Here is a 23055-nt window from a genome sequence, read left to right as displayed (position 1 = left end):
CGATTCTTGCTTGCTGCTCTGCGTCCATTTTTGCGGAGCCGTTTCCCATGTCCCTGCGTTTCAAACTTGCCGCCACCTATCTGCTGATCGGGCTGGTTCCCGTGCTTGTCATGGCGGCCACGGTCTATCTTCAAGCTAGCAGTGCGCTTCGTGATCAGACTATGAACACCCTGCAGGCAGTTACCAGCATTAAACAACGGCAGCTCCAGGCCAATTGGACCGAGCGCCGTAACCAGCTCGAAACTCTTAGCCGGAATCTCAGCAACAGCTATGCAGGTCTCGATGCTGTCGCGCTGGTGAGTGCCACGAGTTACGACAAGCCGACGTTTGAGCACTTCATCGCTACCTACGGTTACAGCGATCTCAAGCTTGTAACGACCGATGGGAAAGTGTTCTTCAGTGTCGCGCGAGGGCCTGACTATCTTGCGCAGGTGACCGCCGGGCAGTGGTCTGACACGCCCTTGGGGCGCATAGTGGCGCAGGGCATTGATGACCGGCGTGTCCATCTGGGTGATCTAGTCGTACAGCCGTCTACCGGGCTGCCGGTGCAGTATCTGGTGGCGCCCGTTGGGGTCGATGGTGAATTTCAGGCCTTGCTTGTATTGGAGTTGCCGCTGGATTCGCTCAACGAGGTCATGCATTCGCGGCAGGGGCTAGGCGATAACGGCGAGACCTATCTGGTGGGTGCCGACGGATTGCTCCGTTCCGACTCTGTGCGCTTTAGCGACCTGCGCGTGGCCAGAGCAGGCGAATCCGGCGTCAGTGTTTCGGGCGATGCGCTCCAGCGCGCACTTGGTGGCGAAGCCGGACAGTCTCAGGAGCCGGGGCTTGATGGCGAGCCTGCCCTCAAGGCGTTCGCGCCTCTGGAGCTGGACGGGCGCACCTGGGCGTTGATCGCAGAGGTTAACGCTCAGCAGGCGTTCGCACCGGTCACGGCGTTGATGTGGCAGGTTCTTTTGTTGGGTGTTGCAACGGTTGTGGCCGTGATGCTCGCGACGCTCTTGGTCAGTCGCAGTGTGATGCGGCCGCTTGGGGGCGAGCCGTTGGCGATGGTAAAACTGGCCAAGCGTCTTGCTCAGGGTGAGCTGGTAACGAATGGTCAGGGACGTCGTGGCGACGGCTTGCTCCAGGCGTTGAACGAAATGGCCTCGGCCTGGCGCGAGGTCGTTCAGCAGTTGCGTAGCTCCAGCGAAGCGGTTGGAGTGGCCAGCGACGACATTCTGGATGCGGCTGGCCGCACCAGCGCTAGGCTTGAGCAACAGCAGCAGGCGGTCGAGATGGTCGTCAGCGCGGTCGATGAGATGGCAGCGACGGTGCAGGAAATTGCCCGGTCCGCCGCGGGGAGCGCGGAGAGTACTGCCAGTGCCCGAAACGCATTTTCGCTGATGCAGCAGACGCTCAAAGACATGATCAATCGTCAGGATCAGCTGCTTGGCGGCCTGCGCGGTGCTGACGCTGTGGTACATACCCTAGCGGACGACAGTCGTCAGATCAGTGCTGTTTTGCAGGTCATCAACGGCATTGCTGAACAGACCAATTTGCTCGCACTGAATGCGGCGATTGAAGCGGCACGCGCGGGAGAGCAGGGCAGGGGCTTTGCGGTAGTTGCTGACGAAGTACGTCAGCTGGCTCTGCGTACCCGCACCGCGACTGAGGAAGTAGTGGCTATTGTCGGAGCGCTGGACCATTCCTCATTGCAGGCGCTGGAGCGCATGCAGTCAGCGTCGAGTCAGGCGCAGGCGTTGGAGCAGGAAACGCAGGTCGTGCTGGATCGGCTGGGGGAGCTGGACGGAGCGCTGCACTCGGTACAAAGTCTGGCGTTCCAGATTGCGACTGCTGCGGAGCAGCAGGCTACCACCACGGCCGAGGTCAATGAGCATATGCACCAGCTGCAAGACATGACGGGCGAGAACCGCGACACCGCGGTTCATACTCGTGATTGCGGCGAGCGGCTGCAACGGATGGCTGGCAGCCAGTTGCAGCTCGTCGCGCACTTTCAGCTGTAGGGTCAGGCGCGATCCCGCTCCAGTAGCGGGCCGAGGAAGCGGCCGGTATGCGATGCCGGCTCGGCTGCCACCTGTTCTGGCGTACCCGTGGCGATGATCTGACCACCGCGTGAGCCGCCTTCCGGGCCGAGATCGACGATCCAGTCGGCGGTCTTGATCACGTCCAGGTTGTGCTCGATGACGACCACGGTGTTACCGTGATCGCGCAGGCGGTGCAGCACGTCGAGCAGCTGCTGAATATCGGCGAAGTGCAGGCCGGTAGTCGGCTCGTCGAGAATGTAGAGTGTTTTCCCGGTATCGCGCTTGGACAGTTCGCGGGCCAGTTTGACCCGTTGCGCTTCACCGCCTGACAGCGTGGTAGCCGACTGGCCAAGGCGGATATAGGACAGGCCTACATCAATCAGCGTTTGCAGCTTGCGGGCGATTGCCGGTACCGCATCGAAGAACTCGCGGGCTTCCTCGATGGTCATTTCCAGAACCTCGTGGATGCTCTTGCCCTTGTACTTGATCTCCAGTGTTTCGCGGTTATAGCGCTTGCTCTTGCACACGTCACAGGGCACGTAGATGTCAGGCAGAAAATGCATTTCGACCTTGATCAGGCCATCGCCCTGACAGGCCTCACAGCGCCCACCCTTGACGTTGAACGAGAACCGTCCGGCCTTGTAGCCGCGCGAGCGTGCTTCCTGGGTGCCGGCGAACAGGTCGCGAATAGGCGTGAACAGGCCGGTGTAGGTGGCCGGGTTAGAGCGCGGCGTGCGGCCGATCGGGCTCTGGTCGATGTCGACCACCTTATCCAGATGCTGCAGGCCGTCGAAGCTGTCGTAGGGCGCAGTTTCCAGCGTGGTTGCTCCGTTCAGCGCGGTAGCGGTGATCGGGAACAGGGTGTTGTTGATCAGGGTGGATTTACCCGAGCCGGATACGCCGGTCACGCAGGTCAGCAGGCCGACCGGAATCTCCAGATTGACCTTCTGCAAGTTGTTGCCGCAGGCGCCTTTGAGGCGCAGCCACTCCTTACGCAATGGCGTGCGCTCGGGCGGCACGGCAATCTTCACCTTGCCGGACAGGTACTTGCCGGTCAGTGAGGCTGGGTCGTCCATCACTTCCTGCGGGGTGCCGCGGGATACCACTTGGCCGCCGTGTACGCCTGCCCCGGGGCCGATATCGACGACATAGTCGGCCAAGCGGATCGCGTCTTCATCGTGCTCGACCACGATCACGGTGTTGCCGAGGTCGCGCAGGTGCACCAGGGTGGCGAGCAGGCGCTCATTGTCGCGCTGGTGCAGGCCGATAGAGGGTTCGTCGAGGATGTACATGACGCCAACCAGGCCGGCGCCAATCTGGCTGGCCAGGCGAATGCGCTGCGCTTCGCCGCCGGACAGGGTGTCGGCACTGCGGTCCAGGGTCAGATAGTCGAGGCCGACGTTGACCAGAAACATCAGGCGCGCACGAATTTCCTTGAGGATCTTCTCGGCGATCTCGCCGCGGCTGCCTTCCAGCGTCAGTTGTTCGAAGTACTCGGCGGCGCTGCCGACCGGCAGGGTGGTTACCCCAGGCAGGTTGCGACCATCAATCATCACGTGGCGCGCTTCGCGACGCAGGCGGGTGCCATGGCAGTCGGGGCACGGCTGGGTGCTCAGGTACTTGGCCAGTTCCTCGCGTACGCTTTGGGACTCGGTCTCCCGGTAGCGGCGCTCCAGATTTGGCAGGATGCCCTCGAACGGATGCTCGCGGCGCACGACGTCGCCGCGATCGTTGAGGTAGCGGAAGGGGACGTTTTCCTTGCCGGTACCGCTGAGCACCAGCTTGCGGTGTGGCTCCTGCAGCTTTTCAAACGGCTGGTCGAGATCGATGCCGTAATGCTCAGCCAGCGAGCTGAGCATCTGGAAATAGTAGACGTTGCGGCGGTCCCAGCCGCGGATGGCACCCTCGGCCAGGGTCAGTTCGCCGTTGACCAGGCGGCGGGCGTCGAAGAACTGCTTCACGCCCAGGCCGTCGCAGCCGGGGCAGGCACCGGCCGGGTTATTGAAGGAGAACAGGCGCGGTTCGAGCTCGCTGATCGAGTGGCCGCATTCCGGGCAGGCAAAGCGTGCGCTGAAGGTAACTTCCTCGCCTTCCTCGCCTTCCATCGGCGCGATGATCGCAATGCCGTCGGCCAGGCTGATGGCGGTCTCGAATGACTCGGCCAGCCGCTGCTGCAGGTCGGCGCGGACCTTGAAGCGGTCAACAACCACTTCAATGGTGTGCTTGCGTTTCTTGTCCAGCGCCGGGGCTTCGTCCAGCTCGTGGATACGGCCGTCGATGCGGGCGCGAACGAAACCCTGAGCGCGTAACTCGTCGATCAGCGCCAAGTGTTCGCCCTTGCGCTCGCGCATGACCGGTGCCAGCAGCATCAGCTTGCTGCCCTCCGGCATTGCCAGCACCTGGTCAACCATCTGGCTGATGGTTTGGGCGGCCAGCGGCAGGTTGTGGTCTGGGCACATCGGCGTGCCGACGCGGGCGAACAGCAGGCGCAGGTAGTCGTAGATTTCGGTGATGGTACCCACGGTGGAGCGCGGGTTGTGCGAGGTGGACTTCTGCTCGATCGAGATGGCGGGCGAGAGGCCTTCGATGTGGTCGACGTCGGGCTTCTCCATCATCGACAGGAACTGCCGGGCATAGGCGGACAACGACTCAACGTAACGGCGCTGGCCTTCTGCGTAGAGCGTATCAAACGCCAGCGAGGACTTGCCTGAGCCGGACAGGCCGGTGATCACGATCAGCTTGTCGCGTGGCAGATCAAGGTCGACGTTCTTCAGGTTGTGCGTGCGCGCACCACGTATCTGGATCGTATCCACAGTACTCTCACCTCGCAGCCGACAAAGCGGACAAGTATACGGCCTGTGCCGGTCTGGCGGCAAAGTCGCACAGTGGGCAGCACTCTCGCGGGATGGCCGTCCCGATGACGGGAAAGGCATGATAAAATCCGCGCTTTTATCCGGAGCTGTCATGCATCAGGTTGACTCCATGAGTCCGCAGGAACGCCGCGCCTCGGTATCGCTGGCGCTGGTCTTTGCCTTCCGCATGCTGGGCCTGTTCATGGTCTTGCCGGTGCTGGCTACCTATGGTCAGCAGCTGGACGGCGCCACGCCGCTGCTGATTGGCATGGCAATTGGTGCCTACGGCCTGACGCAGGCCTTTCTGCAAATTCCCTTTGGCATGTTGTCCGACCGGATCGGGCGCAAGCCGGTGATTGTCTTCGGGCTGCTGTTGTTTGCTGCTGGCGGCCTGCTTGCCGCCGGTGCCGAGAGCATTCAACAGGTCATCGCCGGACGCATCCTGCAGGGTGCCGGGGCTATTGCCGCCGCGGTGATGGCGTTGGTGGCCGACTCGACGCGTGAACAGCATCGGACTAAAGCAATGGCGATGATCGGCATGAGCATCGGTTTGGCTTTCGCCGTGGCGATGGTGGCTGGACCGGTCGTGGCGCGGATCGCCGGACTAGGTGGGGTGTTCATGTCGACATCTGCTCTGGCGCTGGTTGGTATCGTGTTGGTGCTGCTGGTTGTGCCAACCCCGCAGCAAACGCTGCGCCATCGGGACGCTGGTATCGTCCGCGGCGCCTTGTGGCCGGCTCTCAGTAATCCCGAGTTGTTGCGTCTGAACTACGGCATCGCTTGCCTGCACGCGATTCTGATGGCGACCTTTCTGGCGATTCCGTTGGCGCTGCAGCAGGAGGCTGGTCTGCCGAAGGAAGAGCACTGGTGGGTCTATCTGGCGGCGTTGCTGCTGTCTTTCTTCGGCATGGTGCCGTTTATCATCTATGCAGAGCGCCAGCGTCAGATGAAGCGCGTGTTGCTCGGCGCGGTTGCGCTGCTGGCAGTGGTGCAGCCGCTGTTCTGGCTGGCCGAGCATTCGCTGCCGTGGCTGGTCACTTGCATCATCGTATTTTTTGTCGGATTTAATCTGCTGGAAGCGACACTGCCGTCGCTGCTGAGCAAGATTGCACCGGCCGGTGGCAAGGGGACGGCCATGGGCGTCTATTCCACCAGTCAGTTTGCTGGTGCGGCGCTGGGCGGCATGTTCGGCGGCTGGTTGTTTGCGCATTTTGGCTTGAGCGGGGTATTCGTCGGATGCGCGCTACTGGCGCTGTCGTGGCTGGCTATTGGTGTTACCATGCGCGAACCGCCTTACGAAACCAGTTATCGGCTGGCCGTGTCCCCTGATCGCATCAAGGACGCCGGCCTGGCCGCCAGCCTGCTTGCTGTTGCAGGTGTGACCGACGTCGTGATTGTTGCCGACGAATCGGCTGCCTACTTGAAAGTCGACAGCAAACTGCTGGATCGTGAAGCGTTGGATCGGGTCGCAGCACCCGTTTGATCACCCAGGCATAGTCAGGAGAATGGAATGGCCAGAGGCGTCAACAAGGTAATTTTGATCGGTAATGTCGGTGGTGATCCGGAAGTGCGTTATTTGCCTAACGGCAACGCGGTCGCCAACGTCACCCTGGCAACCACTGACAGCTGGAAGGACAAGCAGACCGGCCAGATGCAGGAGCGTACCGAATGGCACCGCGTGGTGTTTTTCGGTCGTATCGCCGAGGTGGTTGGCGAGTACGCACGCAAGGGCTCCAAGCTGTACGTTGAAGGTCGCCTGCAGACCCGCGAGTGGGAGAAGGACGGCGTCAAGCGTTACACCACCGAGGTTGTGGTTGATATGGGCGGCCAGATGCAGCTGCTCGATAGCCGTCAAGGTGGTGGTGAGCAGGGTATGGGGCAGTCCCGTCCGCAGCGTCCGGCCGCTCAACCGCAGGCCGCAGCGCAGCCGCAACAGGCTGCACCGCAGCAGTCGGCACCGGATTACGACAGCTTTGATGATGACATTCCGTTCTAGAATGTAGCTGTCGCCGCAACCCGGCATGACCTAGGATCCTCGTATCCCCGGTCTGCCGGGTTTTTTTATGGCTCGTGAAAGGTCCTGTATCGCTGATGATGCCGGGCAGCGGGTTGCCCAATCACTCCAGCACAGAGAGAGCAACATGTCAGAGGTGTACTTCGTTCGTCACGGTCAGGCCTCGTTCGGCAGCGACAACTACGATCAGCTGTCACCCAAGGGCCATCAGCAGGCGCGCATGCTGGGCGAATACTTCGCCACCCAGCAGCTGCAGTTTGATCACATTCTGACCGGCGATATGGTGCGTCATCGCGAGACGGCTGAAGGTATCTGCGCGGGCATGGGCATCGAAGCCAGCGGCTTTCAGGTCTTTCCGGAACTGAATGAGTTCGACTTCCACTCCATTCTGCACGCCTTCCTAGCCCAGCACCCTGAGCAGGCACTGCCGGAAAAACCCACCGTGGCTGACTTCTTCAAACGCTTGAAACAGGGCATCGTGCTCTGGTCGGAAGGGGAGCTGCAGGGCGATTTGCCGGAAACCTGGGCGAGCTTTGAAGATCGCATTCTCAGCGTGCGCGAGCACATCATGGCTAGCTACAAGGGCAGCAAGGTACTGGCCGTCAGCTCAGGTGGGGCTATTGCCATGCTGGTACGGCAGTTGCTGGAGGCGCCCAGCCGCTCTATGGTCGAGCTGAATCTGCAGACCAAGAACACGGCGATCATTCAGTGCGTATTCAATCAGCACAATATGCGCCTGAGCAGCTTCAACAGTGTGCCGCATCTCGACGGCCTGCAGCACCGTGACCTGGTTACCTATACCTGAGCAAGCGCGGTCCGTTCCACATACCTCCCGACGCTCCGGATCGGTGTCGGTATCCTGAAGTGTGAGCGCTCAAGCATGCTTCTGCTACGTTGCGATGCACGTTTGCGTGCTTACCTGGGATGCGACGAGCCCGTCAGTGCTTGCCGAATTCGACAGGTGACGTAATTCGCCCGAGACTGCACAATACAGGCTGTCTAGGGTTATCAGGTTCAAGGGTCATCAAAGCATGCGGATGCGGGTGTTGCTGCTGGGCAAGTCGTCACTCCTCGGACGCGCACTGAATGTGCAGGCGGCAGCGGAAGATATCGAATTTCTCACACTGGATGATGAGCCGGCACAATGGCAACCCGCGGACATCGCCGGATGGCTGGATGCCCTGAACCCGGACGCGGTTGTCGACCTCTCTTTTTACCATCAACAGTTTCAGGTGCTGGCGCCGGCTGCCGATGCCCTGGCGCAGCACAGCCGGTTCGCTGAGCAGCTGATTGCGCAGTGCGAACAGCGCGACGTGCTGTTGTGCATGCTATCCAACACCCGCGTCTTCGACGGCAGCAAGGGGCAACCCTACACCGAGAAGGACCCACTGCAGCCGATCGGTCTGCACGGTGAGCAGCAGGCGGCGCTGGATGCCATGCTGGAGCAACGCTGCCGGCGTTATCTGCTACTGCGTTTCAGCTGGGTTCTGGATACGTCGGAAGGCGGCATGCTGCAACGGCTGATTGGTCAGCTGTGCAGTGAGCAGGCGGTCGTGCTTGCCGAGGAGTGGCGCGGTAATCCAACGACTGTGGCGGACTCCGCCCGAGTGGTGCTGAGTGCGCTCAAGCAGCTGGACTGCAATGCGGAGCTGTATGGCTGTTATCACTACGCTAGCGGTGAGATGGCCAGCTGGATCAGCTTTGCACGGACCCTGGCTCAGGAGCTGGTATCCAGTGGTCGCATTGAGCGTGAGCCCGGAATAGAGCCTGTTGCCTTCGAGTCGCAACCGGCTGCCGCTGTGGAGCCGCGTAACGCTGTGCTGAGCGGGCGGCGGTTGCTCTATGCCTTTGGCATCAAGCCGCGCACCTGGCGTATTGGTTTACCTGAGCTGCTTAACGAAAAAGCCCCCTGAGGTCACGAGGACCCCAAGGGGAAGTGCAGCCGTGAGTGTGGTGAGGTGGGTTAGAACTTGTAACCCAGGCCGACCATGTAAACGAAGGGGTCAACGTCGACGTCAACTTTCAGGCGACCAACGCCGTTAAGGTTGGTGTAACCAGTAGTTTCGATGTCAATGTAGCGCGCTTGGGCGTTCAGCATGACGCTCTCGGTCAGCATGTAGTCAAAGCCTACTTGGGCTGAAAGGCCCCAGGAGTTGTCGAGGCTCAGGCCGTCGAAGCCTTTTGCTTCGGCGGAACTGCTCAGTTCTTCGTCGAAGATCCAGGTGAAGTTGACGCCAGCGCCAACGTACGGTTGGAAGGCGGCGCTGCTATCCATCGGGTACCAGACGGCGCTCAGTGTTGGCGGCAGGTGCTTGAGTGAACCCAGTTTTCCGTTCAATGCGTCGACGCCTGCGGGGGAGCCTGCAACGCCAACGTCATGGCTAAAGGGGGTTGCTGCGAGCAGTTCAAGGCCCACATGGTCAGTCAGCATGTATGCGAAGTTCAGACCCAGTTGAGTGTCGCTGTCGAGAGTAGCCTTCCCGCCCAGATCGGCGCCGCCTGCCTTGATGCCAGAGCTATCTTCATGAGGATCAACAGTGATAGCACCGGCGCGGACGATGATGTCGCCTGCCTGGTGGGCCTGAGCGGTAACCGAAACGGCCAGCAGTGCGGGAGCAAAGAGGGCTGCAAGGCCAAGACGGGATGCGAAAGCTGACATGTTCTGTCTCCTAGTGTGTTGGACAGGTGCCACTTTACGAGCATGGCGGCGATGGACTATTGATCTGGAGCAAGGTGCGGGCGGGAACGGGTGCGGCAGGCTGCCGCAGCGATGCGATCGCGGCTGTGGTTGCTCATGTAGAGCACAGCAAAGACAATGTGGCTCTTATGTCCGGCTGGCGGTGCCAGCGAGTGTTGAGGGGAGAGGGATGAAACCAGTATGGCTGACGGCGCTGTTGTTGATGCTGCCACCGAGTCTGCACGCCGAGCAGTCGCTGGAGCAGGCGCAGCAGCAGAGCGAGGCGCTGACCGGCGAAGCGGTAGCAGCGCAGCAACGGATTGACCAGCTGGACGACGCTAGCCGCGCAGCGCTCAGTGAGTATTTGCAGGCCAGCGCACAGGCCGAGGCGCTGACAGACTACAGCGAGCGGATGCAGCAACTGGTGGTTGCGCAGGCCGAAGAGCTTGGCAGTTTGCAGCAGCAACTCGACAGTGTTGCAGACACCCAGCGTGAGATGGTGCCCCTGATTACCCGCATGGTCGACTCGCTCGAGTCGTTCATCGCCCTTGACCTGCCCTTTCTATTGGACGAGCGGCAGGATCGCGTGGCGCGCCTGCAGGCCTTGCTGACCGATCCGGAGGTCAGTATCGCCGAGCTGTACCGTCGGGTGTTGGAGGCCTATCAGATCGAAAGCGACTACGGCCGTACCCTTGAAGCCTGGCGCGGCTCGCTGGGTAATGGTGATCAGCAGCGCGTGGTGGAGTTTCTGCGGATTGGTCGACTGATGTTGTTCTATCAGAGTCTGGATCGGCAGCAGCAGGGCTATTGGGACGTGTCCCGGCAGCAGTGGCAGGCGCTGCCGTCCAGCTACCGTCGGGCGCTGGATCAGGGCATGGCGATTGCCCGCAGCGAGCAGACGCCGCAACTGCTGCGTTTGCCCATGCCGGTGGTCAGTACGGAGGTGGCCCCATGAAGTGGCTGGCTCCATTGGTGTTGCTGTGCAGCCTGGCGCCGCTGGCGCAGGCTCAGGCACTGGATAAGGACGCGTTGCTGCAGAGCATTCGCGATACCCGCAGCGCTGAACTGGCGGCGATGCAGGCCCGCGAGCAGCGCTTTTTGCGCGAACGTGATCAGCGGCAACAGCGACTGAATGAGATGCGCACGCGGCTGGCGCAGGCGCAGGCCCGCGCCGATCAACTGGATGCGAAATTCAAAACCCAGAGTGAGCAGTTGGCCGAGTTGCGGGCGGAGCTGACGGCACGCAGCGGTAATCTGGGCGAGCTGTTTGGTGTGGTGCGCCAAGGGGCCGGAGATACCCTCGGGCAGTGGCAGGATTCGCAGCTTAATAGCCGCTTCCCGGAGCGTCGCGACGAGCTGGAGGCGTTGGCGCAAAGCACCCGGATCCCCAGCGTCGAGGCGCTGGAGCAGTTCTGGTACCGCCTGCAGCAGGACATGACCGCGTCCGGCGAGGTCGCGCGGATTACGGCGCCGGTGATCGATCGGCAGGGGCACAGCGCGCCGGCGCCAGTGGTGCTGGTTGGCCCCTTCGTTGCCCTCTCCGAGCAGGGCTATCTGCTTTACCAATCCGAGTCTAACAGCCTGGAACTGGCCGCCCGGCAGCCGAGCGGCAATGGGCTGATCGCTGACTTTATCGCTCCGCGGCAAGCCGCTGCCGACCTCTGGATCGATCCGGCCCGCGGGCAGGTGATCGAGCAGTTACAGCGTACGCCGGATCTGCTGACCCGTCTGGCGCAGGGAGGGATCGTCGGTTATGTGATCGTGGCGCTGGGTGTGCTGGGCGTGCTGCTGGCGCTGGCGCGACTGGTCTGGCTGCACTGGGTGCAGCGTGGGGTGGATCGGCAGATTGACGACCTAAACCACTTGCGGCACGACAATCCGCTTGGGCGGGTGCTGAGCGTGATCGGCAGCAACCCGCGGCTGGAAGAACTGGACACCCTCGAGCTCAAGCTGGATGAGGCCATTTTGCGGGAGACGCCGGCGCTGGAGCGCTGGCAGGGCATGATCAAGCTGCTCGCCGCGGTGGCGCCGCTGCTGGGCCTGTTGGGTACCGTCACCGGTATGATTGCGACCTTTCAGGCGATTACCCAATACGGCAGCGGTGACCCCAAGCTGATGGCTGATGGGATTTCCCAGGCACTGGTGACCACCGTGCTGGGCTTGCTGGCGGCGATCCCGTTGCTGTTTTTGCACACCTTGGTGGCGGCGCGCAGCAAGGCGCTGATCCAGCTGTTGGAGCAGCAGAGTGCCGGTCTGATCGCGCTGCATCTGGGCGGTGGTGAGTCGCGTGACTGACCTGCTCTGGCGCCTGCTGGCGTTTCTCGACAGCGGCGGTTGGGTGCTGTGGGCCATTCTGGGCGTCACGGTACTGTTGTGGACGCTGATGCTGGAGCGCTTGTGGTATCTGGCGCTGGTGTTTCCGCAGCAGGCGCACGGTTTGCAACAGCGCTGGCTGGCCCGCGTCGAGCGACGCAGTGCAGCGGCGCGGCATATTCGTACCGCCTGGCTGGCGCAGGCGCAGGCACAGCTGAGCCGGTTTCTGCCGCTGGTGCGGGTGCTGATCGCGCTCTGTCCGCTGCTCGGTCTGCTCGGCACGGTCAGCGGCATGATCCAGGTGTTTGACGTGATGTCGATCAGTGGCAACGGCAACCCGCGGGCGATGGCCGCCGGGGTGTCGCGCGCAACGGTGCCGACCATGGCCGGTATGGTGATCGCGATCAGCGGTCTGTTTTGTCTGGCCCGATTGGATCAGCAGTCGCGGCGCGCATTGCAGCGTCTGTCCGACCGTCTGCAGCAGGATTAGGAGAGCAACCGATGCGCATGCGCAGACACCACGCCGGCAGTGACGACGAAGCCGGAATCGACCTGACGCCGATGCTCGACATCGTCTTCATCATGCTGATCTTCTTCATTGTGACCAGCTCCTTCGTTCGCGAAGCCGGCATCGATGTTCTGCGCCCGAGCGCGGATAGCGCGGTCAGCAAACCGCGGGCCAGTATTCTGATTGCGGTCAGCGCCGACGGTGAGATCTGGATGGATGGCAAGCCGGTCGACATTCGCGCGGTGCGCGCCGGTGTAGAGCGTATGCGGGTGGACCAGCCGGACAGTACCGTGGTGGTTCAGGCTGACCGGGACGCGCGTACCGGACTGGTGGTGCGGGTAATGGATCAGGCCAGACTGGCCGGGGTCAGTGATGTCGCTCTGGCGGCCACGGTGGGTCAGTGATGCGACTGATCGGCAGCTTTGTACTGGCGCTGCTGGTGGCATTGGCGCTGTTTGGCCTGATGCTGGCGCTGGTCATGCCTCCGGAGCGGACCGAGCAGCCCGAGCGCGAGTTGTTGCGCATCGGGGTCACGCGTAGCGTTGCCGACAGCAGCAGTGAAAATCGTCCGCCGCAGGCCGTGCCGGAACGCCCAACCCCGCCCGAACGGCCGCAGCTTCAGCCGCCGACACCGCAGGCGCCGCCGCTGCCGATCCCGGAACTGAAGATTGACATTCCGCAGGTGCAAACCGATCTGAGCCTCAGCGTCGCCCCGGCGCCGCCGGCACTGGAGCCTGCTGCCGCCGCGCCCACCGCCGCCGCGAGTGTGCCTGCACCGGCTGCGCCAGCCCACGGTGCAGCGCCGGGCAGCGCCGAGGAGCTGGTACCGCTGACCGACGTGCGTCCGGACTACCCCGCGCGCGCCGCCGCGGCGGGGATTGAGGGGTCGGTGACGCTGCGCTTTACCGTCAATGCCGAAGGGCGGGTGGAGGAAATCGAGGTCCTTGCGTCCGAGCCGCCGGGGGTGTTTGATCGGGCGGCGCGCCGGGCGATCAGTCGCAGCCGTTTTGTGCCGCGGCAGGAAAACGGCGTAGCGGTCGCCCGTGAAGCCACCAAGGTGTTCAACTTTGTCCTCGAGGGCAAGCACTGATGCGGGTCTGGCTGCTTGGCTGGTTGTTGTTGGCGACGCCGCTGTTAGCTGCGCAGATTGACCCTGTGGTCTTCAAGGCGCTGGACGATGCCCGGGCCGCCGAACAGCGCGGCGATGCGACCACCGCGCGGTTGCGTTTGCAGGCGGTTCTGCCCGCGAGCGCCGAGGGGAGTCTAGAGCGGGCGTTGCTGCAGCAGCGCCTGGCCTACATGGCGATTGACGCGAACGATGCCGAGCACGCGATCCACTGGCTGACCGAATCACTCAAGCAGCGGGCGCTGGATGCCGAAGCCCAGGCGCAGGATCGGGCCAATCTGGCGCGTCTGCTGATGCAGCAGGGGCGTTATCAGCAGGCGGCCGCTGAGCTGGCGCTGCTGCCATCCAGCGATGCCACCCGGCAGCTTCAGGTGCAGGCGTATCGGCAACTCGGACAATTCGACAAGGCGCTGCCGCTGGCCGAGCAGGTGGTGCGTCAGCGCCCTTCGGTGGATGACAGCTGGTATCAGCTGCTGGTGGGCATGAACTACGAACTCAAACGCTACACAGCGGCGGCGCGCTGGCAGCAGGTGCTCTTGCAGCGTGCGCCCGAGCGTGCCGCCAACTGGCGTCAACTCGCGAGCCTGCAGAGTTTGGCCGGTGAGCAGAGCAAGGCGGCTGCGACCATGCGGCTGGCGCAGCTGGCAGGGGTTGGCCTGAGCGAGTTGGACATGGAAAGCCTGGTGGCGCTGCACGCCCGTGCCGGCTCTCCCTGGCAGGCAGCGCGCCTTCTTGAACAGTTGCTGCGGGAGCGGTTGCTCAACACCACGTTGGAGCGTCAACGGCAGTTGGCGCAGTTGTGGCAGGCGGCGCGGGATTACCCGCAGGCGTTGCAGGTCTGGCTGCAGGTTGCCGGTGCTACAGGGCAGCCAGCGGATCAGCTGAAGGTAGCGTGGTTGCACTACCAGCAGGCTCAGTGGCAGGCCGTGCTCGCGGTCATCCAGGGCATTCAGCCGACCGGTGCAGCTCAGCGTCGCCAACTGGTGAGCTTGAGGGGCGCTGCCGAACAGGCGCTAAGCGCTGTTCAGTAAGTAAATTCCTCTATCGCGCTGGCTTCCAGCCGATAACCGGCGTTGGCCAGCTCGCTTTCGCTCTGCTCGACGTGCAGTTCTCCGGTAATCCAGTACGGCACCCAGGTCGCATCCAGCGCGATGCCTATTTCACTGCGTACCAGCACGATCTGGTTCGATGGCGGTGGTGGCACGTGGATGCAGGCGCCGAAGTAGGGGACCAGCAAAAACTCTGTCACCCGCTGGTTGGGATCCACGTTCAGCGGCACTACGTAACCCGGCAGTTTGACCTGCTGACCGTCCAGTTCGGCAACCGTGGGCGCGTTGGTCATGCTTTGGGTCAGCGGATTGGCGGCTGCCTGGTCTTCCGATTGCAGGCCATCGTGGCGTGCCGGAGGCATGCCGTACAGGTGACCGGTGCCGGCGGGCACCAGCTCTTCCCAGCTCAGTTCGCGGGCCGCTTCCGCCGGTAGGGCGAGCAGGCCGAGTGTCAGGGCAAACAGGCGAGTCAGACGTGTCATGGCGATTGTGGATTCCTAGAGTCGAATGGACAGGCCGTCGAGCAGCGCCTGCCGGTAGGCGCGCCAGGCCGGAATGCAGCCCATCAGCACGCTGGCGCCGACGATGCCGGCGAGCAGGGTCAGTTCGCTCTGGGTGGGCCAGCCTAATGGCAGAAACAGGCCGTATTGCTGCTCCAGCCAGGGGCGAGAGACGGCAATGCCTGCATAGAGAAACCCCAGCCCCAATGCGATACCGGCGATGGTCAGGCTGACCGCTTCCAGCAGCAACAGGCTGAAGATATGCAGTGGTCGTGCTCCTACCGAGCGCAGTACCGCCATCTCCCGACGGCGCTCGTTCAGGCCGCTGAGAATGGCGGTCAGCATGCCGACCAGTCCGGTCAGAACAACGAACACCGATACCAGCAGCAGTGCTTTTTCCGCCACGCTGAGCAGCCCCCACAACTCCTGCAGGGCGACGCCTGGCAGGATCGCGAGCAGTGGTTCGCCGCTGAACTCGTTGATCTGGCGCTGCAGGGCAAAGGTGTCGATGCGGCGGTTGAGGCCAAGCATGAATGCGGTAATGGCGTGCGGGGTCAGGTCCAGCGCGCGCGCCTGGTCGGCACTGACCTGGCCAGCGCCGCGCGCCGGCATACCCTGCTGCCAGTCGACATGCAGCGCTTCGATGCCCTGCAGACTGACGTGGATGGTGCGGTCGACCGGGGTGCCGGTCTTGGCCAGGATGCCAACCACCCGGAAGGGTTTGTCCGCGTGTTTGACGAAGCTGACCGCGCCGGCGCCATGGGCCAGCACCATCTCCGTACCTAACTGGTAGCCCAGTTCGCGTGCGACGTCGGCGCCAAGCACGGCGTCATACAGATCCGCGAACGGCTGGCCCTGACTGAGGCTCAGGCTGCGATCACGGCCAAAGTGGTAGTGCTCGAAGTAGGCCTGACTGGTGCCAAGCACGCGAAAGCCACGGTGCGAGTCGCCGAGTGACAGCGGAATTGCCCATTTGACCTGCGGTTGATTGCTGATCTGCTGGAAACTGTCCCAGCGGATGTTGTTAGTCGCGTTGCCGATGCGAAATACCGAATACAGCAACAGTTGCACCGAGCCGGAGCGCGCGCCGACGATCAGGTCGGTGCCGCTGACGGTGCTGGCAAAACTGCTGCGGGCCTCGGTGCGCACCCGCTCGACGGCGAGCAGCAGGGTGACGCTCAGGGCAATGGCAATAACGGTAAGCAGGGCAGAAAAGCGGCGGTTAGCCAGACTCTGGATGGACAGGCGCAGCAGATACATCAGAAGGTCTCCGGCTGGCTGGCGCGGTTCAGCTCCGCCAGCGAGAGGGCGCGGTCAAAGCGGCTGGCGAGACTGGTGTCATGGCTGACGAACAGCAGGCTGCTACCCATCTGTGCGCATTCATCGAACAGCAGCTTGAGAAAGGCGTCGCGGCTGTCCGCGTCCAGCGCCGAGGTGGGCTCGTCGGCGATGACCAGCTCGGGGCTACCGATCAGCGCGCGGGCGGCGGCAACCCGCTGTTGTTGGCCGATCGACAGGGCACTGGCGCTGCGCTGATGCAGAGTGCTGTCACTGAGCCCGAGTTCGCGCAGCAGGTGCTCTGCAGCGGCGTTCAGACTTGTTTGCTGGCGCAGGGCGCGTTCACGGCGCAGGCTGGAGAAGCGACAGGGCAGGGTGACGTTGTCGAGTACCGAGAGATACGGCAGCAGGTTGAACTGCTGGAACAGGTAGCCGGTGTGGTCGGCACGGAAGCGGTCACGGCGCAGCGCTGATAGCGTGCGCAGTGATTGTCCGAGTAGGGTGATCTCGCCCTGCTGGGGTTGGTGTACACCGCCGAGCAGGCCCAGCAGGGTGGTCTTGCCACTGCCGGACGGACCCTTGAGAAACAGGCGCTCGCCCGCCTGCAGGCTGAAGGCCGGGATATCCAGCAGGAGCGCTTGGCCCGGCCAGGAAAACTGCAGGTTGCTGACCTGCAGCAGCGGGTTGGTCATGGTCTGCTCAGTCCATTGGCAAGCTGGGATTGTCTGCGGTCAGCAGTGCGCCATGTTGGCCGCTGGCGGTGATGGTCTGCACCTGAAGACGCTGCAGCGCTGGAAAGCTATTGAACAACGGCAGGGTCAGCGCTTCAAGCTTGTCTGGCGCGCTGCAGGCAAAGTCGAAGCGGCCTTCAATGTCAGCATGTTCACCATGCTCATGTTCATGATGATCATCGTGCTCGTGCTCGTGCTCGTGCTCGTGCTCGTGCTCGTGCTCTTCGGCAGGGGCATGCTGTTCGAACAGAGGGCTGTGCAAGTCGACCTGTTGCAGTGCGCAGCCCGCGTCCGCTGTGAAGCTGAACAAACTGTCGGCCCGCTCCAGCGTGGCTTTGACCCGGGCAATGGTCGCGCGGTCTTCATCAGAGCTTGGCTGGTGTTCGAAACCGACCAGGTTGGCCGCCGGGCTATCCAGCTCCAGGCTGACGAGATTGCCGTCGACGACCAAATTGAGGCTGGCGACACCGTGTTCGTGGGCATCCAGACTGGCGTGCGAGTGCTCTTCGGCACTCAATGACTGGCTGACGGGCAGGGCAAGGCTGAGGGCAAGCAGGGTGCGACGCATCGGAGACTCCGGCTGAAAATAAAATGTTATCTTATTTCATATTGTCGATAAGGCAAGCCCGAAATCGGCGTCGGAGCATAGCCCGACGCTGTCGTTTGCTTAGTACAGCGCCTGGTAGAGTTTGCGGCGGTACTGCACAGTAAGCGGGTGGTCGCCACCGAGCAGGTCAAAGACCTGCAGCAGGGTCTTCTGCGCGGCCCCCTCGTTCCAGCTGCGATCGCGCTGCAGCAGGTCGAGCAGGGCTGCCAGGGCGTTGTCGCTGTGTCCTGCGGTGAGGTCCAGCAGGGCCAGCTGGTAGCGCGCTTCGCTGTCGGCAGCATCGGCGTCAAGGCGTGCCTGCAGCTCTGCACGGGGCGCGAAGCCGGCGCTCTGGCGGGCGAAGCTGAGCTGCGCTTTGAGGGCGCTCAGGGTTTGTTTATGACTGTCTTTCTGTTGAACGGCGTTGATTACCTTGTCGGCGTCGTCCAGTTGGCCGTCGGCCAGCAGTGCGCGGCCCAGCACGAGCAGCAGGGCATCATCAGCTTCTGCCTGCAGGGCCGGTTGCAGCAGGGCAATGGCCTGCTGCGGCTGGCCTGCGTCGATCAGCGCCTGCGCCTGACTGGCCAGATCCTGCTCCGGCTCGTCGGCAGCAGGAGCGGGCTCGTTGACGTGCGGGGTCAGCAATTCGCGAATCGCGCTCTCTGGCTGCACGCCGGCGAAGCCTTCGACCGGCTGACCGTCCTTGAACAGCACCACGGTCGGCAAGCTGCGAATGCCGAAGCGTTCGGTCAGACCGGGCTCTGCGTCACAGTTGACCTTGGCCAGCAGCAGTTCGCCTTCGTAGCTGTCGACGATCTTTTCCAGTACCGGAAACAGCGCCTTGCAGGGCGCACACCAGTCGGCCCAGAAGTCCACCAGCACGGGTTTGTGGAAGGAGTTCTCGAGCACGTAACGATCAAAGGTGTCGGTGGTGGCGTCGAACAGGTAGGGCGATGACATGGGCTATTCCGCTGCTGGTGATTTCGAGTCTGGCTTATATGGTGGCGCTGGCGCCAAGGTCAAGGGTTGAGCTGATACAGGCTGACGTCGCGAAACTCCAGCGGCTCGCCGAGATCGGGCCAGGTGCGGCCGGGCAAAATGGCGCTGCGCTGATAGCGCGGATGGCTCAGGTTGCGCACGCGCGAGTCGGCGATCAGCACATTGCTGGCGCGTTCGGCAAAGTGGTCTAGCAGTGGCCGGTTCTCAACGTCGTAGAGCACGTCGGCAGCGATCAGCAGGTCGATCTCGCCGTCGACGGCGAAGTAGTCATCGGACAGCACAATCTGCATATCGTTGAGCCGGGCGTTGAGTGCGCAGGCCAGCAGGGCCGGGCGGTCGAGGTCGCAGGCGATGGCCTGTTCGGCACCGGCCATGCGGCAGGCCAGGGCAACCACGCCGGAGCCAGAACCGAAGTCGAGTACCCGTTTGCCGCGCACCTGCTCGGGGTGGTCCAGCACCCAGCGCGCCAGCGCTAGGCCGCTGCCCCAGCAGAAGCCCCAGTAGGGCGGATGTTCGAGCAGGCGACGGGTTTCGTCGCTGGCGAAGGCACGGTCCAGATTGCTGGGGTCGAGCAGCCAGAGCTCCAGCTCCGGCAGACCGGGCAGGCGACTGGGCACAAGCTGGGCGTCGGGCAGTACCTGCTGCAGTTCGGCGGTGAGGGCTTCGAGTGTCATGCATGTGTTCCTGAGGTCAGGAGGGCATTGTAGCGAGTTCGCTGGCAGCCGGGTGTTGTGGCGTCAACGGGATATCGGCCAGACGGTTGCGCAGGAATTCGATCAGTGCACGGGTGGCCAGGGTTGGGTAGAGATTTGGTGCGGTCAACAGGTAGAGATGATCGCCCCAGGCGTCGACCCGGGCGCGGTAGTTCGGCAATACCGCAACCAGGCTGCCGGCGTTCAGCTCATCGCGTACGGCGTAGTAGGGCAGCAGGGCGCAGCCCAGACCATGCAGCGCGGCGCGGCGCAGGAACAGCATGTCTTCGGTCTGCAGGCGTGGGCGCAGGGTCAGTTGCTGACTGTGTTTGCCGTCTGACAGTTCCAGCGGCAGGCGCAGGTCCGGCACCTTGACGCTGACCATGTCGCAGCGCAACAGGTCTTCCGGCGCCTTGGGTGTGCCGACACGTTGCAGATAGTCCGGGTTGGCACACAGCACCCACTCGATCGGCCCGAGGTCGCGCGCAACCAGCGTATCCGGCGGTGTGTTGGTGACCCGCAGGGCGACGTCGATTTCCTCGGCGACCAGATCGAAGATGCGGTTGCTGAAGGTCAGCTGCAGGGTGACGTCCGGGTAGGCTTCGGCAAACTCCAGCAGCAGCGGGCCGACCAGCTGCTGGCCCAGTGCCGAGGGTACGCTCAGACGCAGATGGCCGCGCAAGTTGCGGCCGAGGTTGTCGACGGTCGACTGCAGTGCGCTCAGCTCCTGGGTAATGCGCGCAGCGTGCTCATATAGCGCCCAGCCGATCTGCGTCGGCTCGACCCGTCGGGTGGTGCGGCGTAATAGCTGCACCTGCAAATCCTGCTCCAGCGCCTTGAGTCGGCGGCTGATATGCGAGCGCGAGGTGCCGAGCCGCCGTGCGGCGCCACTCATACCGCCGGCCTCAACGATGGCACTGAAGTACTGGAGGGTTTTGATGTCCATGATTGTTGCCGATGAGTAAACAGTTTGGGCATGGTGTGTGCGCATTGTAGATCAAATGCGACGCTTCTATAGTCCTTGGGAAGCCCACCAACCATAACTACAGGGAATACACGCATGAGTCTGCCCTCGGTACTGCAAGGCAATCTGAGCCTGCCGGTCATTTGTTCACCGCTGTTCATCATCTCCAACCCGGATCTGGTCATCGCCCAATGCAAGGCTGGCGTTGTCGGTTCCTTCCCGGCACTCAATGCGCGCCCGGCCGAGGTGCTGGACGAGTGGCTGCAGCGCATTACCAGCGAACTGGCCGAGTACAAGGCCGCCAACCCGGATGCGGTGGTGGCGCCGTTTGCGGTGAACCAGATCGTGCACAGCAGCAACGACCGTCTGCAGCACGACGTTGAGCTGTGCGTGAAGTACAAGGTGCCGATCATCATCACCAGTCTGCGTGCGCCCAACGACGTGGTTGGCCCGATCCACAGCTATGGCGGCCTGGTGTTCCACGACGTGATCAACGTCAAGCACGCCAAGAAAGCTATTGAGGCTGGCGTTGATGGCCTGATTCTGGTCTGCGCCGGCGCAGGCGGCCACGCTGGTCAGCTCAGCCCGTTCGCGCTGGTCTCGGAAATTCGCGCCTTCTACGACGGCCCGATCATCCTCTCCGGCTCAATTTCCAAGGGCGAACAGATTCTTGCGGCCCAAGCCATGGGTGCGGATCTGGCCTACATGGGCACGCGCTTTATCGCTACCCATGAAGCCAACGCAGACGAGGCTTACAAGAACATGCTGGTCGAAACCAGCGCTGACGATATCGTCTACAGCAACCTGTTCACCGGCGTGCACGGCAACTACCTGAAGCCGAGCATCGTCAACGCCGGCATGGACCCGGACAACCTGCCCGAAGGCGATAAGAGCAGCATGAAGTTCGGCTCTGGCGGCAGCAGCAAGAGCAAGGCCTGGCGCGATATTTGGGGTGCCGGTCAGGGCGTCGGCAGCATTGGCGCGGTGACCTCGACGGCTGAAGCGATCAGCAAGCTGGAGCGCGAGTACCGCGAGGCGCAGGAGCGCATGGCGCGCATTACCCAGCCCTTTGGAGCGCGCTGATATGACCGCTGAACTGATTTGTAGTGATCTGCAGCGCAGCGGTGATGAGGTTGCTGATCGGGCGCTGCGTCTGGCGGGCGGTCTGGCGCGCATGGGGGTAGAGGATGGCGACGTCATCGCCGTCATGCTGCGCAACGGCCCGGTGTTTATCGATGCGATCCAGAGCTGTTTGACCGCGGGTTGTTATTACTGCCCGATCAACTGGCACTTCAAGACCGATGAGGTGGCCTACCTGCTGAACGACTCGGCGGCCAAGGTGCTGATCGTCGAAGCAGACCTGCTGGCCACGCTGGACGGCGCGATTCCCGCCGGCGTGCAGGTGCTGGTGGTTGGTGCTGGCGCTGAGGATGCGCGTGACTACGAAGGCTGGCTGGCGCAGCAAGCGCCTTACGACGGCCCCGAGCGCACGCCACGGGCGCACATGGCCTACACCTCAGGTACTACCGGACGGCCCAAGGGTGTGGTGCGGCTGGTGCCGCCGCCAGAGGTGCGAGCGCAGATGGCCGAGTTTATGCGCGAGCTGTGCAGCATCGCCTGGGGTATTACCCCCGGCGTGCGAGCGCTGGTCACCGCGCCGCTGTATCACAGCGCGCCGACCTCGTTTACCCAGCAAGCGATTCAGCAGGCCGAGAAGCTGGTGCTGATGCCGCGCTTCGACGCGGAGCAGACGCTGGCGCTGATCGAGAAGCACCGGATCGACGTGGTCTATCTGGTACCGATCATGTACGTCCGCCTGCTGCGTCTGCCGGCCGAGGTGCGGGCCAAATACGACATTTCGTCGGTGCGTTTTGTCGCCTCGACCGGCGCGCCCTGCGCCCCGGACGTCAAGCAGGGCATGCTCGACTGGTGGGGTGACGTGATTTTCGAAACCTACGCGTCCAGCGAAACCGGCATGATCACCCTGCAGGATCCGCAGTCCGCGCGCCGCAAGCCCGGCAGTGTCGGCCGGCCGATCGGCGATACGCGCATTCGTATCGTTGGCGAGGATGGCAAGGAGTGCGGTGTCGGTGAGCCCGGTGTGATCTATGTTCGCCAGCCGATGGTCCCGGACTTCACGTACCTGAACAATGAAGCGGCCCGTACCAAGGCCGGGCTGGACGATCTGGCAACGGTCGGCGATATCGGTTATCTCGACGCCGAAGGTTACCTGTACGTCTGCGACCGTCAGTCCGATATGGTCATTTCCGGTGGTGTGAACATCTACCCGGCGGAAATCGAGCACGTACTGATTACCATGCCCGGCGTGCGCGACTGTGCCGTCTTCGGCATGCCGGACGCCGAGTATGGCGAGTCGCTGATGGCGGTCGTGGCAACCAGCGACCCGCAGGTAGATGCGGCTGCGGTGCAGGCATTCGTGCGGGAGAACATGGCCGGATACAAGGTGCCCAAGCGGGTGGATCTGGTGGAAGTTATGCCGCGTGATGACAACGGCAAGGTAGCCAAGCGCCGGCTGCGCGACACTTGTCTGCAGGCCAGTGCCTGAACGCAGTGTTTCCGCAATAGCCTGCTACCGTTTCGGCGTGCGCCTTATGGCGGGCCGCGAACCCGTCTGGCACGGCGCTCAGAGGCTGAAACGGTAGCAATCCCGGCAGGTGCGACAATCTGGTAGTTGAAATGTAATGACACATTTCATCCGCGGCCTACAAAAGGTAAGAT

22 protein-coding genes are annotated in these 23055 nt (G+C 62.9%); 13 read left to right on the top strand and 9 right to left on the bottom strand.

Annotated elements, in window-relative coordinates; all coding sequences use genetic code 11:
• Positions 1–47: 47 nt before the first annotated feature.
• On the top strand, positions 48–2006 hold the full coding sequence (locus AAFM31_RS14830; protein WP_341708708.1) for a methyl-accepting chemotaxis protein: 1959 nt from the start codon (positions 48–50) through the stop codon (positions 2004–2006).
• Positions 2007–2008: 2 nt separating this feature from the next.
• On the opposite strand, the gene uvrA is transcribed toward AAFM31_RS14830, so the two are convergent.
• Positions 2009–4840, bottom strand: coding sequence for an excinuclease ABC subunit UvrA (uvrA, locus tag AAFM31_RS14825; RefSeq protein ID WP_341708706.1), 2832 nt, complete (start codon positions 4838–4840; stop codon positions 2009–2011).
• A 151-nt stretch (positions 4841–4991) separates the two neighbouring features.
• Between uvrA and AAFM31_RS14820 the strand changes: the two genes are divergently transcribed.
• The 4 genes from AAFM31_RS14820 to AAFM31_RS14805 all read left to right on the top strand — a co-directional run bounded on the left by AAFM31_RS14820 (position 4992) and on the right by AAFM31_RS14805 (position 8806).
• The gene (locus AAFM31_RS14820; protein WP_341708705.1) at positions 4992–6362 is read left to right on the top strand and encodes an MFS transporter; all 1371 of its coding nucleotides are present in this window, start codon (positions 4992–4994) and stop codon (positions 6360–6362) included.
• Positions 6363–6389: 27 nt separating this feature from the next.
• Complete coding sequence (gene ssb, locus AAFM31_RS14815; protein ID WP_269688495.1) at positions 6390–6875, top strand: single-stranded DNA-binding protein; 486 nt, start codon at positions 6390–6392, stop codon at positions 6873–6875.
• A gap of 145 nt (positions 6876–7020) precedes the next feature.
• Positions 7021–7698, top strand: coding sequence for a histidine phosphatase family protein (locus AAFM31_RS14810; RefSeq protein WP_341708703.1), 678 nt, complete (start codon positions 7021–7023; stop codon positions 7696–7698).
• 226 nt (positions 7699–7924) lie between these two features.
• The gene (locus AAFM31_RS14805; RefSeq protein WP_341708702.1) at positions 7925–8806 is read left to right on the top strand and encodes a sugar nucleotide-binding protein; all 882 of its coding nucleotides are present in this window, start codon (positions 7925–7927) and stop codon (positions 8804–8806) included.
• Between the two features lie 50 nt (positions 8807–8856).
• Here the strand turns inward: AAFM31_RS14805 and AAFM31_RS14800 are convergent, their stop codons facing one another.
• The gene (locus AAFM31_RS14800; RefSeq protein ID WP_341708701.1) at positions 8857–9552 is read right to left on the bottom strand and encodes an OmpW family outer membrane protein; all 696 of its coding nucleotides are present in this window, start codon (positions 9550–9552) and stop codon (positions 8857–8859) included.
• Between the two features lie 208 nt (positions 9553–9760).
• Between AAFM31_RS14800 and AAFM31_RS14795 the strand changes: the two genes are divergently transcribed.
• Genes AAFM31_RS14795 through AAFM31_RS14770 form a run of 6 tightly spaced genes read left to right on the top strand, consistent with a single transcriptional unit; the run spans position 9761 to position 14548 of the window.
• Positions 9761–10525 (top strand): DUF3450 domain-containing protein, encoded by a 765-nt coding sequence (locus tag AAFM31_RS14795; protein WP_341708700.1) that lies wholly within the window; start codon positions 9761–9763, stop codon positions 10523–10525.
• Entirely contained in the window at positions 10522–11865 is a 1344-nt protein-coding gene (locus AAFM31_RS14790) for a MotA/TolQ/ExbB proton channel family protein (protein ID WP_341708699.1), read from the top strand. The genes AAFM31_RS14795 and AAFM31_RS14790 overlap by 4 nt, the downstream gene beginning before the upstream one ends.
• Entirely contained in the window at positions 11858–12373 is a 516-nt protein-coding gene (locus tag AAFM31_RS14785) for a MotA/TolQ/ExbB proton channel family protein (RefSeq protein WP_341708698.1), read from the top strand. The genes AAFM31_RS14790 and AAFM31_RS14785 overlap by 8 nt, the downstream gene beginning before the upstream one ends.
• 11 nt (positions 12374–12384) lie before the next feature.
• Positions 12385–12795 carry a biopolymer transporter ExbD gene (locus tag AAFM31_RS14780; RefSeq protein WP_341708697.1) on the top strand — a complete coding sequence of 137 codons (411 nt, stop codon included), beginning with the start codon at positions 12385–12387 and terminating at the stop codon, positions 12793–12795.
• Positions 12795–13481: an energy transducer TonB gene (locus AAFM31_RS14775; RefSeq protein ID WP_341708696.1), complete on the top strand. Its 687-nt coding sequence runs from the start codon at positions 12795–12797 to the stop codon at positions 13479–13481. Before AAFM31_RS14780 ends, AAFM31_RS14775 begins: the two co-directional genes overlap by 1 nt.
• Positions 13481–14548 carry a hypothetical protein gene (locus tag AAFM31_RS14770; RefSeq protein WP_341708694.1) on the top strand — a complete coding sequence of 356 codons (1068 nt, stop codon included), beginning with the start codon at positions 13481–13483 and terminating at the stop codon, positions 14546–14548. The genes AAFM31_RS14775 and AAFM31_RS14770 overlap by 1 nt, the downstream gene beginning before the upstream one ends.
• On the opposite strand, the gene AAFM31_RS14765 is transcribed toward AAFM31_RS14770, so the two are convergent.
• From AAFM31_RS14765 to AAFM31_RS14735, 7 genes are all read right to left on the bottom strand, one after another.
• Entirely contained in the window at positions 14542–15048 is a 507-nt protein-coding gene (locus AAFM31_RS14765; RefSeq protein WP_341708693.1) for a DUF3299 domain-containing protein, read from the bottom strand. The two genes, AAFM31_RS14770 and AAFM31_RS14765, sit on opposite strands and share 7 nt — an antisense overlap.
• 15 nt (positions 15049–15063) lie before the next feature.
• Entirely contained in the window at positions 15064–16326 is a 1263-nt protein-coding gene (locus AAFM31_RS14760) for an ABC transporter permease (protein ID WP_341708691.1), read from the bottom strand.
• Positions 16326–17036, bottom strand: coding sequence for an ABC transporter ATP-binding protein (locus AAFM31_RS14755; protein WP_341708690.1), 711 nt, complete (start codon positions 17034–17036; stop codon positions 16326–16328). The genes AAFM31_RS14760 and AAFM31_RS14755 overlap by 1 nt, the downstream gene beginning before the upstream one ends.
• 7 nt (positions 17037–17043) lie before the next feature.
• Positions 17044–17643: a DUF2796 domain-containing protein gene (locus AAFM31_RS14750; protein WP_341708689.1), complete on the bottom strand. Its 600-nt coding sequence runs from the start codon at positions 17641–17643 to the stop codon at positions 17044–17046.
• A gap of 99 nt (positions 17644–17742) precedes the next feature.
• Positions 17743–18621: a thioredoxin gene (gene trxA / locus AAFM31_RS14745; RefSeq protein WP_341708688.1), complete on the bottom strand. Its 879-nt coding sequence runs from the start codon at positions 18619–18621 to the stop codon at positions 17743–17745.
• A gap of 59 nt (positions 18622–18680) precedes the next feature.
• Entirely contained in the window at positions 18681–19334 is a 654-nt protein-coding gene (locus AAFM31_RS14740) for a 50S ribosomal protein L11 methyltransferase (protein WP_341708687.1), read from the bottom strand.
• 16 nt (positions 19335–19350) lie between these two features.
• On the bottom strand, positions 19351–20298 hold the full coding sequence (locus AAFM31_RS14735; RefSeq protein ID WP_341708685.1) for a LysR family transcriptional regulator: 948 nt from the start codon (positions 20296–20298) through the stop codon (positions 19351–19353).
• A gap of 114 nt (positions 20299–20412) precedes the next feature.
• On the opposite strand from AAFM31_RS14735, the gene AAFM31_RS14730 reads away from it, so the two are divergent.
• On the top strand, positions 20413–21399 hold the full coding sequence (locus tag AAFM31_RS14730; RefSeq protein ID WP_341708684.1) for a nitronate monooxygenase family protein: 987 nt from the start codon (positions 20413–20415) through the stop codon (positions 21397–21399).
• A gap of 1 nt (position 21400) precedes the next feature.
• The gene (locus tag AAFM31_RS14725; protein ID WP_341708683.1) at positions 21401–22882 is read left to right on the top strand and encodes an AMP-binding protein; all 1482 of its coding nucleotides are present in this window, start codon (positions 21401–21403) and stop codon (positions 22880–22882) included.
• Positions 22883–23055 lie beyond the last annotated feature (173 nt).

This window comes from Halopseudomonas sp. (assembly GCF_038130085.1).
Taxonomy (GTDB): Bacteria; Pseudomonadota; Gammaproteobacteria; order Pseudomonadales; family Pseudomonadaceae; genus Halopseudomonas.
Note: the sequence above shows the minus strand (reverse complement) of the source record. Positions and strands in the feature narration are given on the sequence as shown.

Coding starts and splice junctions, on each gene's coding strand:
- AAFM31_RS14830 (WP_341708708.1), top strand. CDS start 48: ATGTCCCTGCGTTTCAAACTTGCCGCCACCTATCTGCTGATCGGGCTG.
- AAFM31_RS14820 (WP_341708705.1), top strand. CDS start 4,992: ATGCATCAGGTTGACTCCATGAGTCCGCAGGAACGCCGCGCCTCGGTA.
- ssb (WP_269688495.1), top strand. CDS start 6,390: ATGGCCAGAGGCGTCAACAAGGTAATTTTGATCGGTAATGTCGGTGGT.
- AAFM31_RS14810 (WP_341708703.1), top strand. CDS start 7,021: ATGTCAGAGGTGTACTTCGTTCGTCACGGTCAGGCCTCGTTCGGCAGC.
- AAFM31_RS14805 (WP_341708702.1), top strand. CDS start 7,925: ATGCGGATGCGGGTGTTGCTGCTGGGCAAGTCGTCACTCCTCGGACGC.
- AAFM31_RS14800 (WP_341708701.1), bottom strand. CDS start 9,552: ATGTCAGCTTTCGCATCCCGTCTTGGCCTTGCAGCCCTCTTTGCTCCC.
- AAFM31_RS14795 (WP_341708700.1), top strand. CDS start 9,761: ATGAAACCAGTATGGCTGACGGCGCTGTTGTTGATGCTGCCACCGAGT.
- AAFM31_RS14790 (WP_341708699.1), top strand. CDS start 10,522: ATGAAGTGGCTGGCTCCATTGGTGTTGCTGTGCAGCCTGGCGCCGCTG.
- AAFM31_RS14780 (WP_341708697.1), top strand. CDS start 12,385: ATGCGCATGCGCAGACACCACGCCGGCAGTGACGACGAAGCCGGAATC.
- AAFM31_RS14775 (WP_341708696.1), top strand. CDS start 12,795: ATGCGACTGATCGGCAGCTTTGTACTGGCGCTGCTGGTGGCATTGGCG.
- AAFM31_RS14770 (WP_341708694.1), top strand. CDS start 13,481: ATGCGGGTCTGGCTGCTTGGCTGGTTGTTGTTGGCGACGCCGCTGTTA.
- AAFM31_RS14765 (WP_341708693.1), bottom strand. CDS start 15,048: ATGACACGTCTGACTCGCCTGTTTGCCCTGACACTCGGCCTGCTCGCC.
- AAFM31_RS14760 (WP_341708691.1), bottom strand. CDS start 16,326: ATGTATCTGCTGCGCCTGTCCATCCAGAGTCTGGCTAACCGCCGCTTT.
- AAFM31_RS14755 (WP_341708690.1), bottom strand. CDS start 17,036: ATGACCAACCCGCTGCTGCAGGTCAGCAACCTGCAGTTTTCCTGGCCG.
- AAFM31_RS14750 (WP_341708689.1), bottom strand. CDS start 17,643: ATGCGTCGCACCCTGCTTGCCCTCAGCCTTGCCCTGCCCGTCAGCCAG.
- trxA (WP_341708688.1), bottom strand. CDS start 18,621: ATGTCATCGCCCTACCTGTTCGACGCCACCACCGACACCTTTGATCGT.
- AAFM31_RS14740 (WP_341708687.1), bottom strand. CDS start 19,334: ATGACACTCGAAGCCCTCACCGCCGAACTGCAGCAGGTACTGCCCGAC.
- AAFM31_RS14735 (WP_341708685.1), bottom strand. CDS start 20,298: ATGGACATCAAAACCCTCCAGTACTTCAGTGCCATCGTTGAGGCCGGC.
- AAFM31_RS14730 (WP_341708684.1), top strand. CDS start 20,413: ATGAGTCTGCCCTCGGTACTGCAAGGCAATCTGAGCCTGCCGGTCATT.
- AAFM31_RS14725 (WP_341708683.1), top strand. CDS start 21,401: ATGACCGCTGAACTGATTTGTAGTGATCTGCAGCGCAGCGGTGATGAG.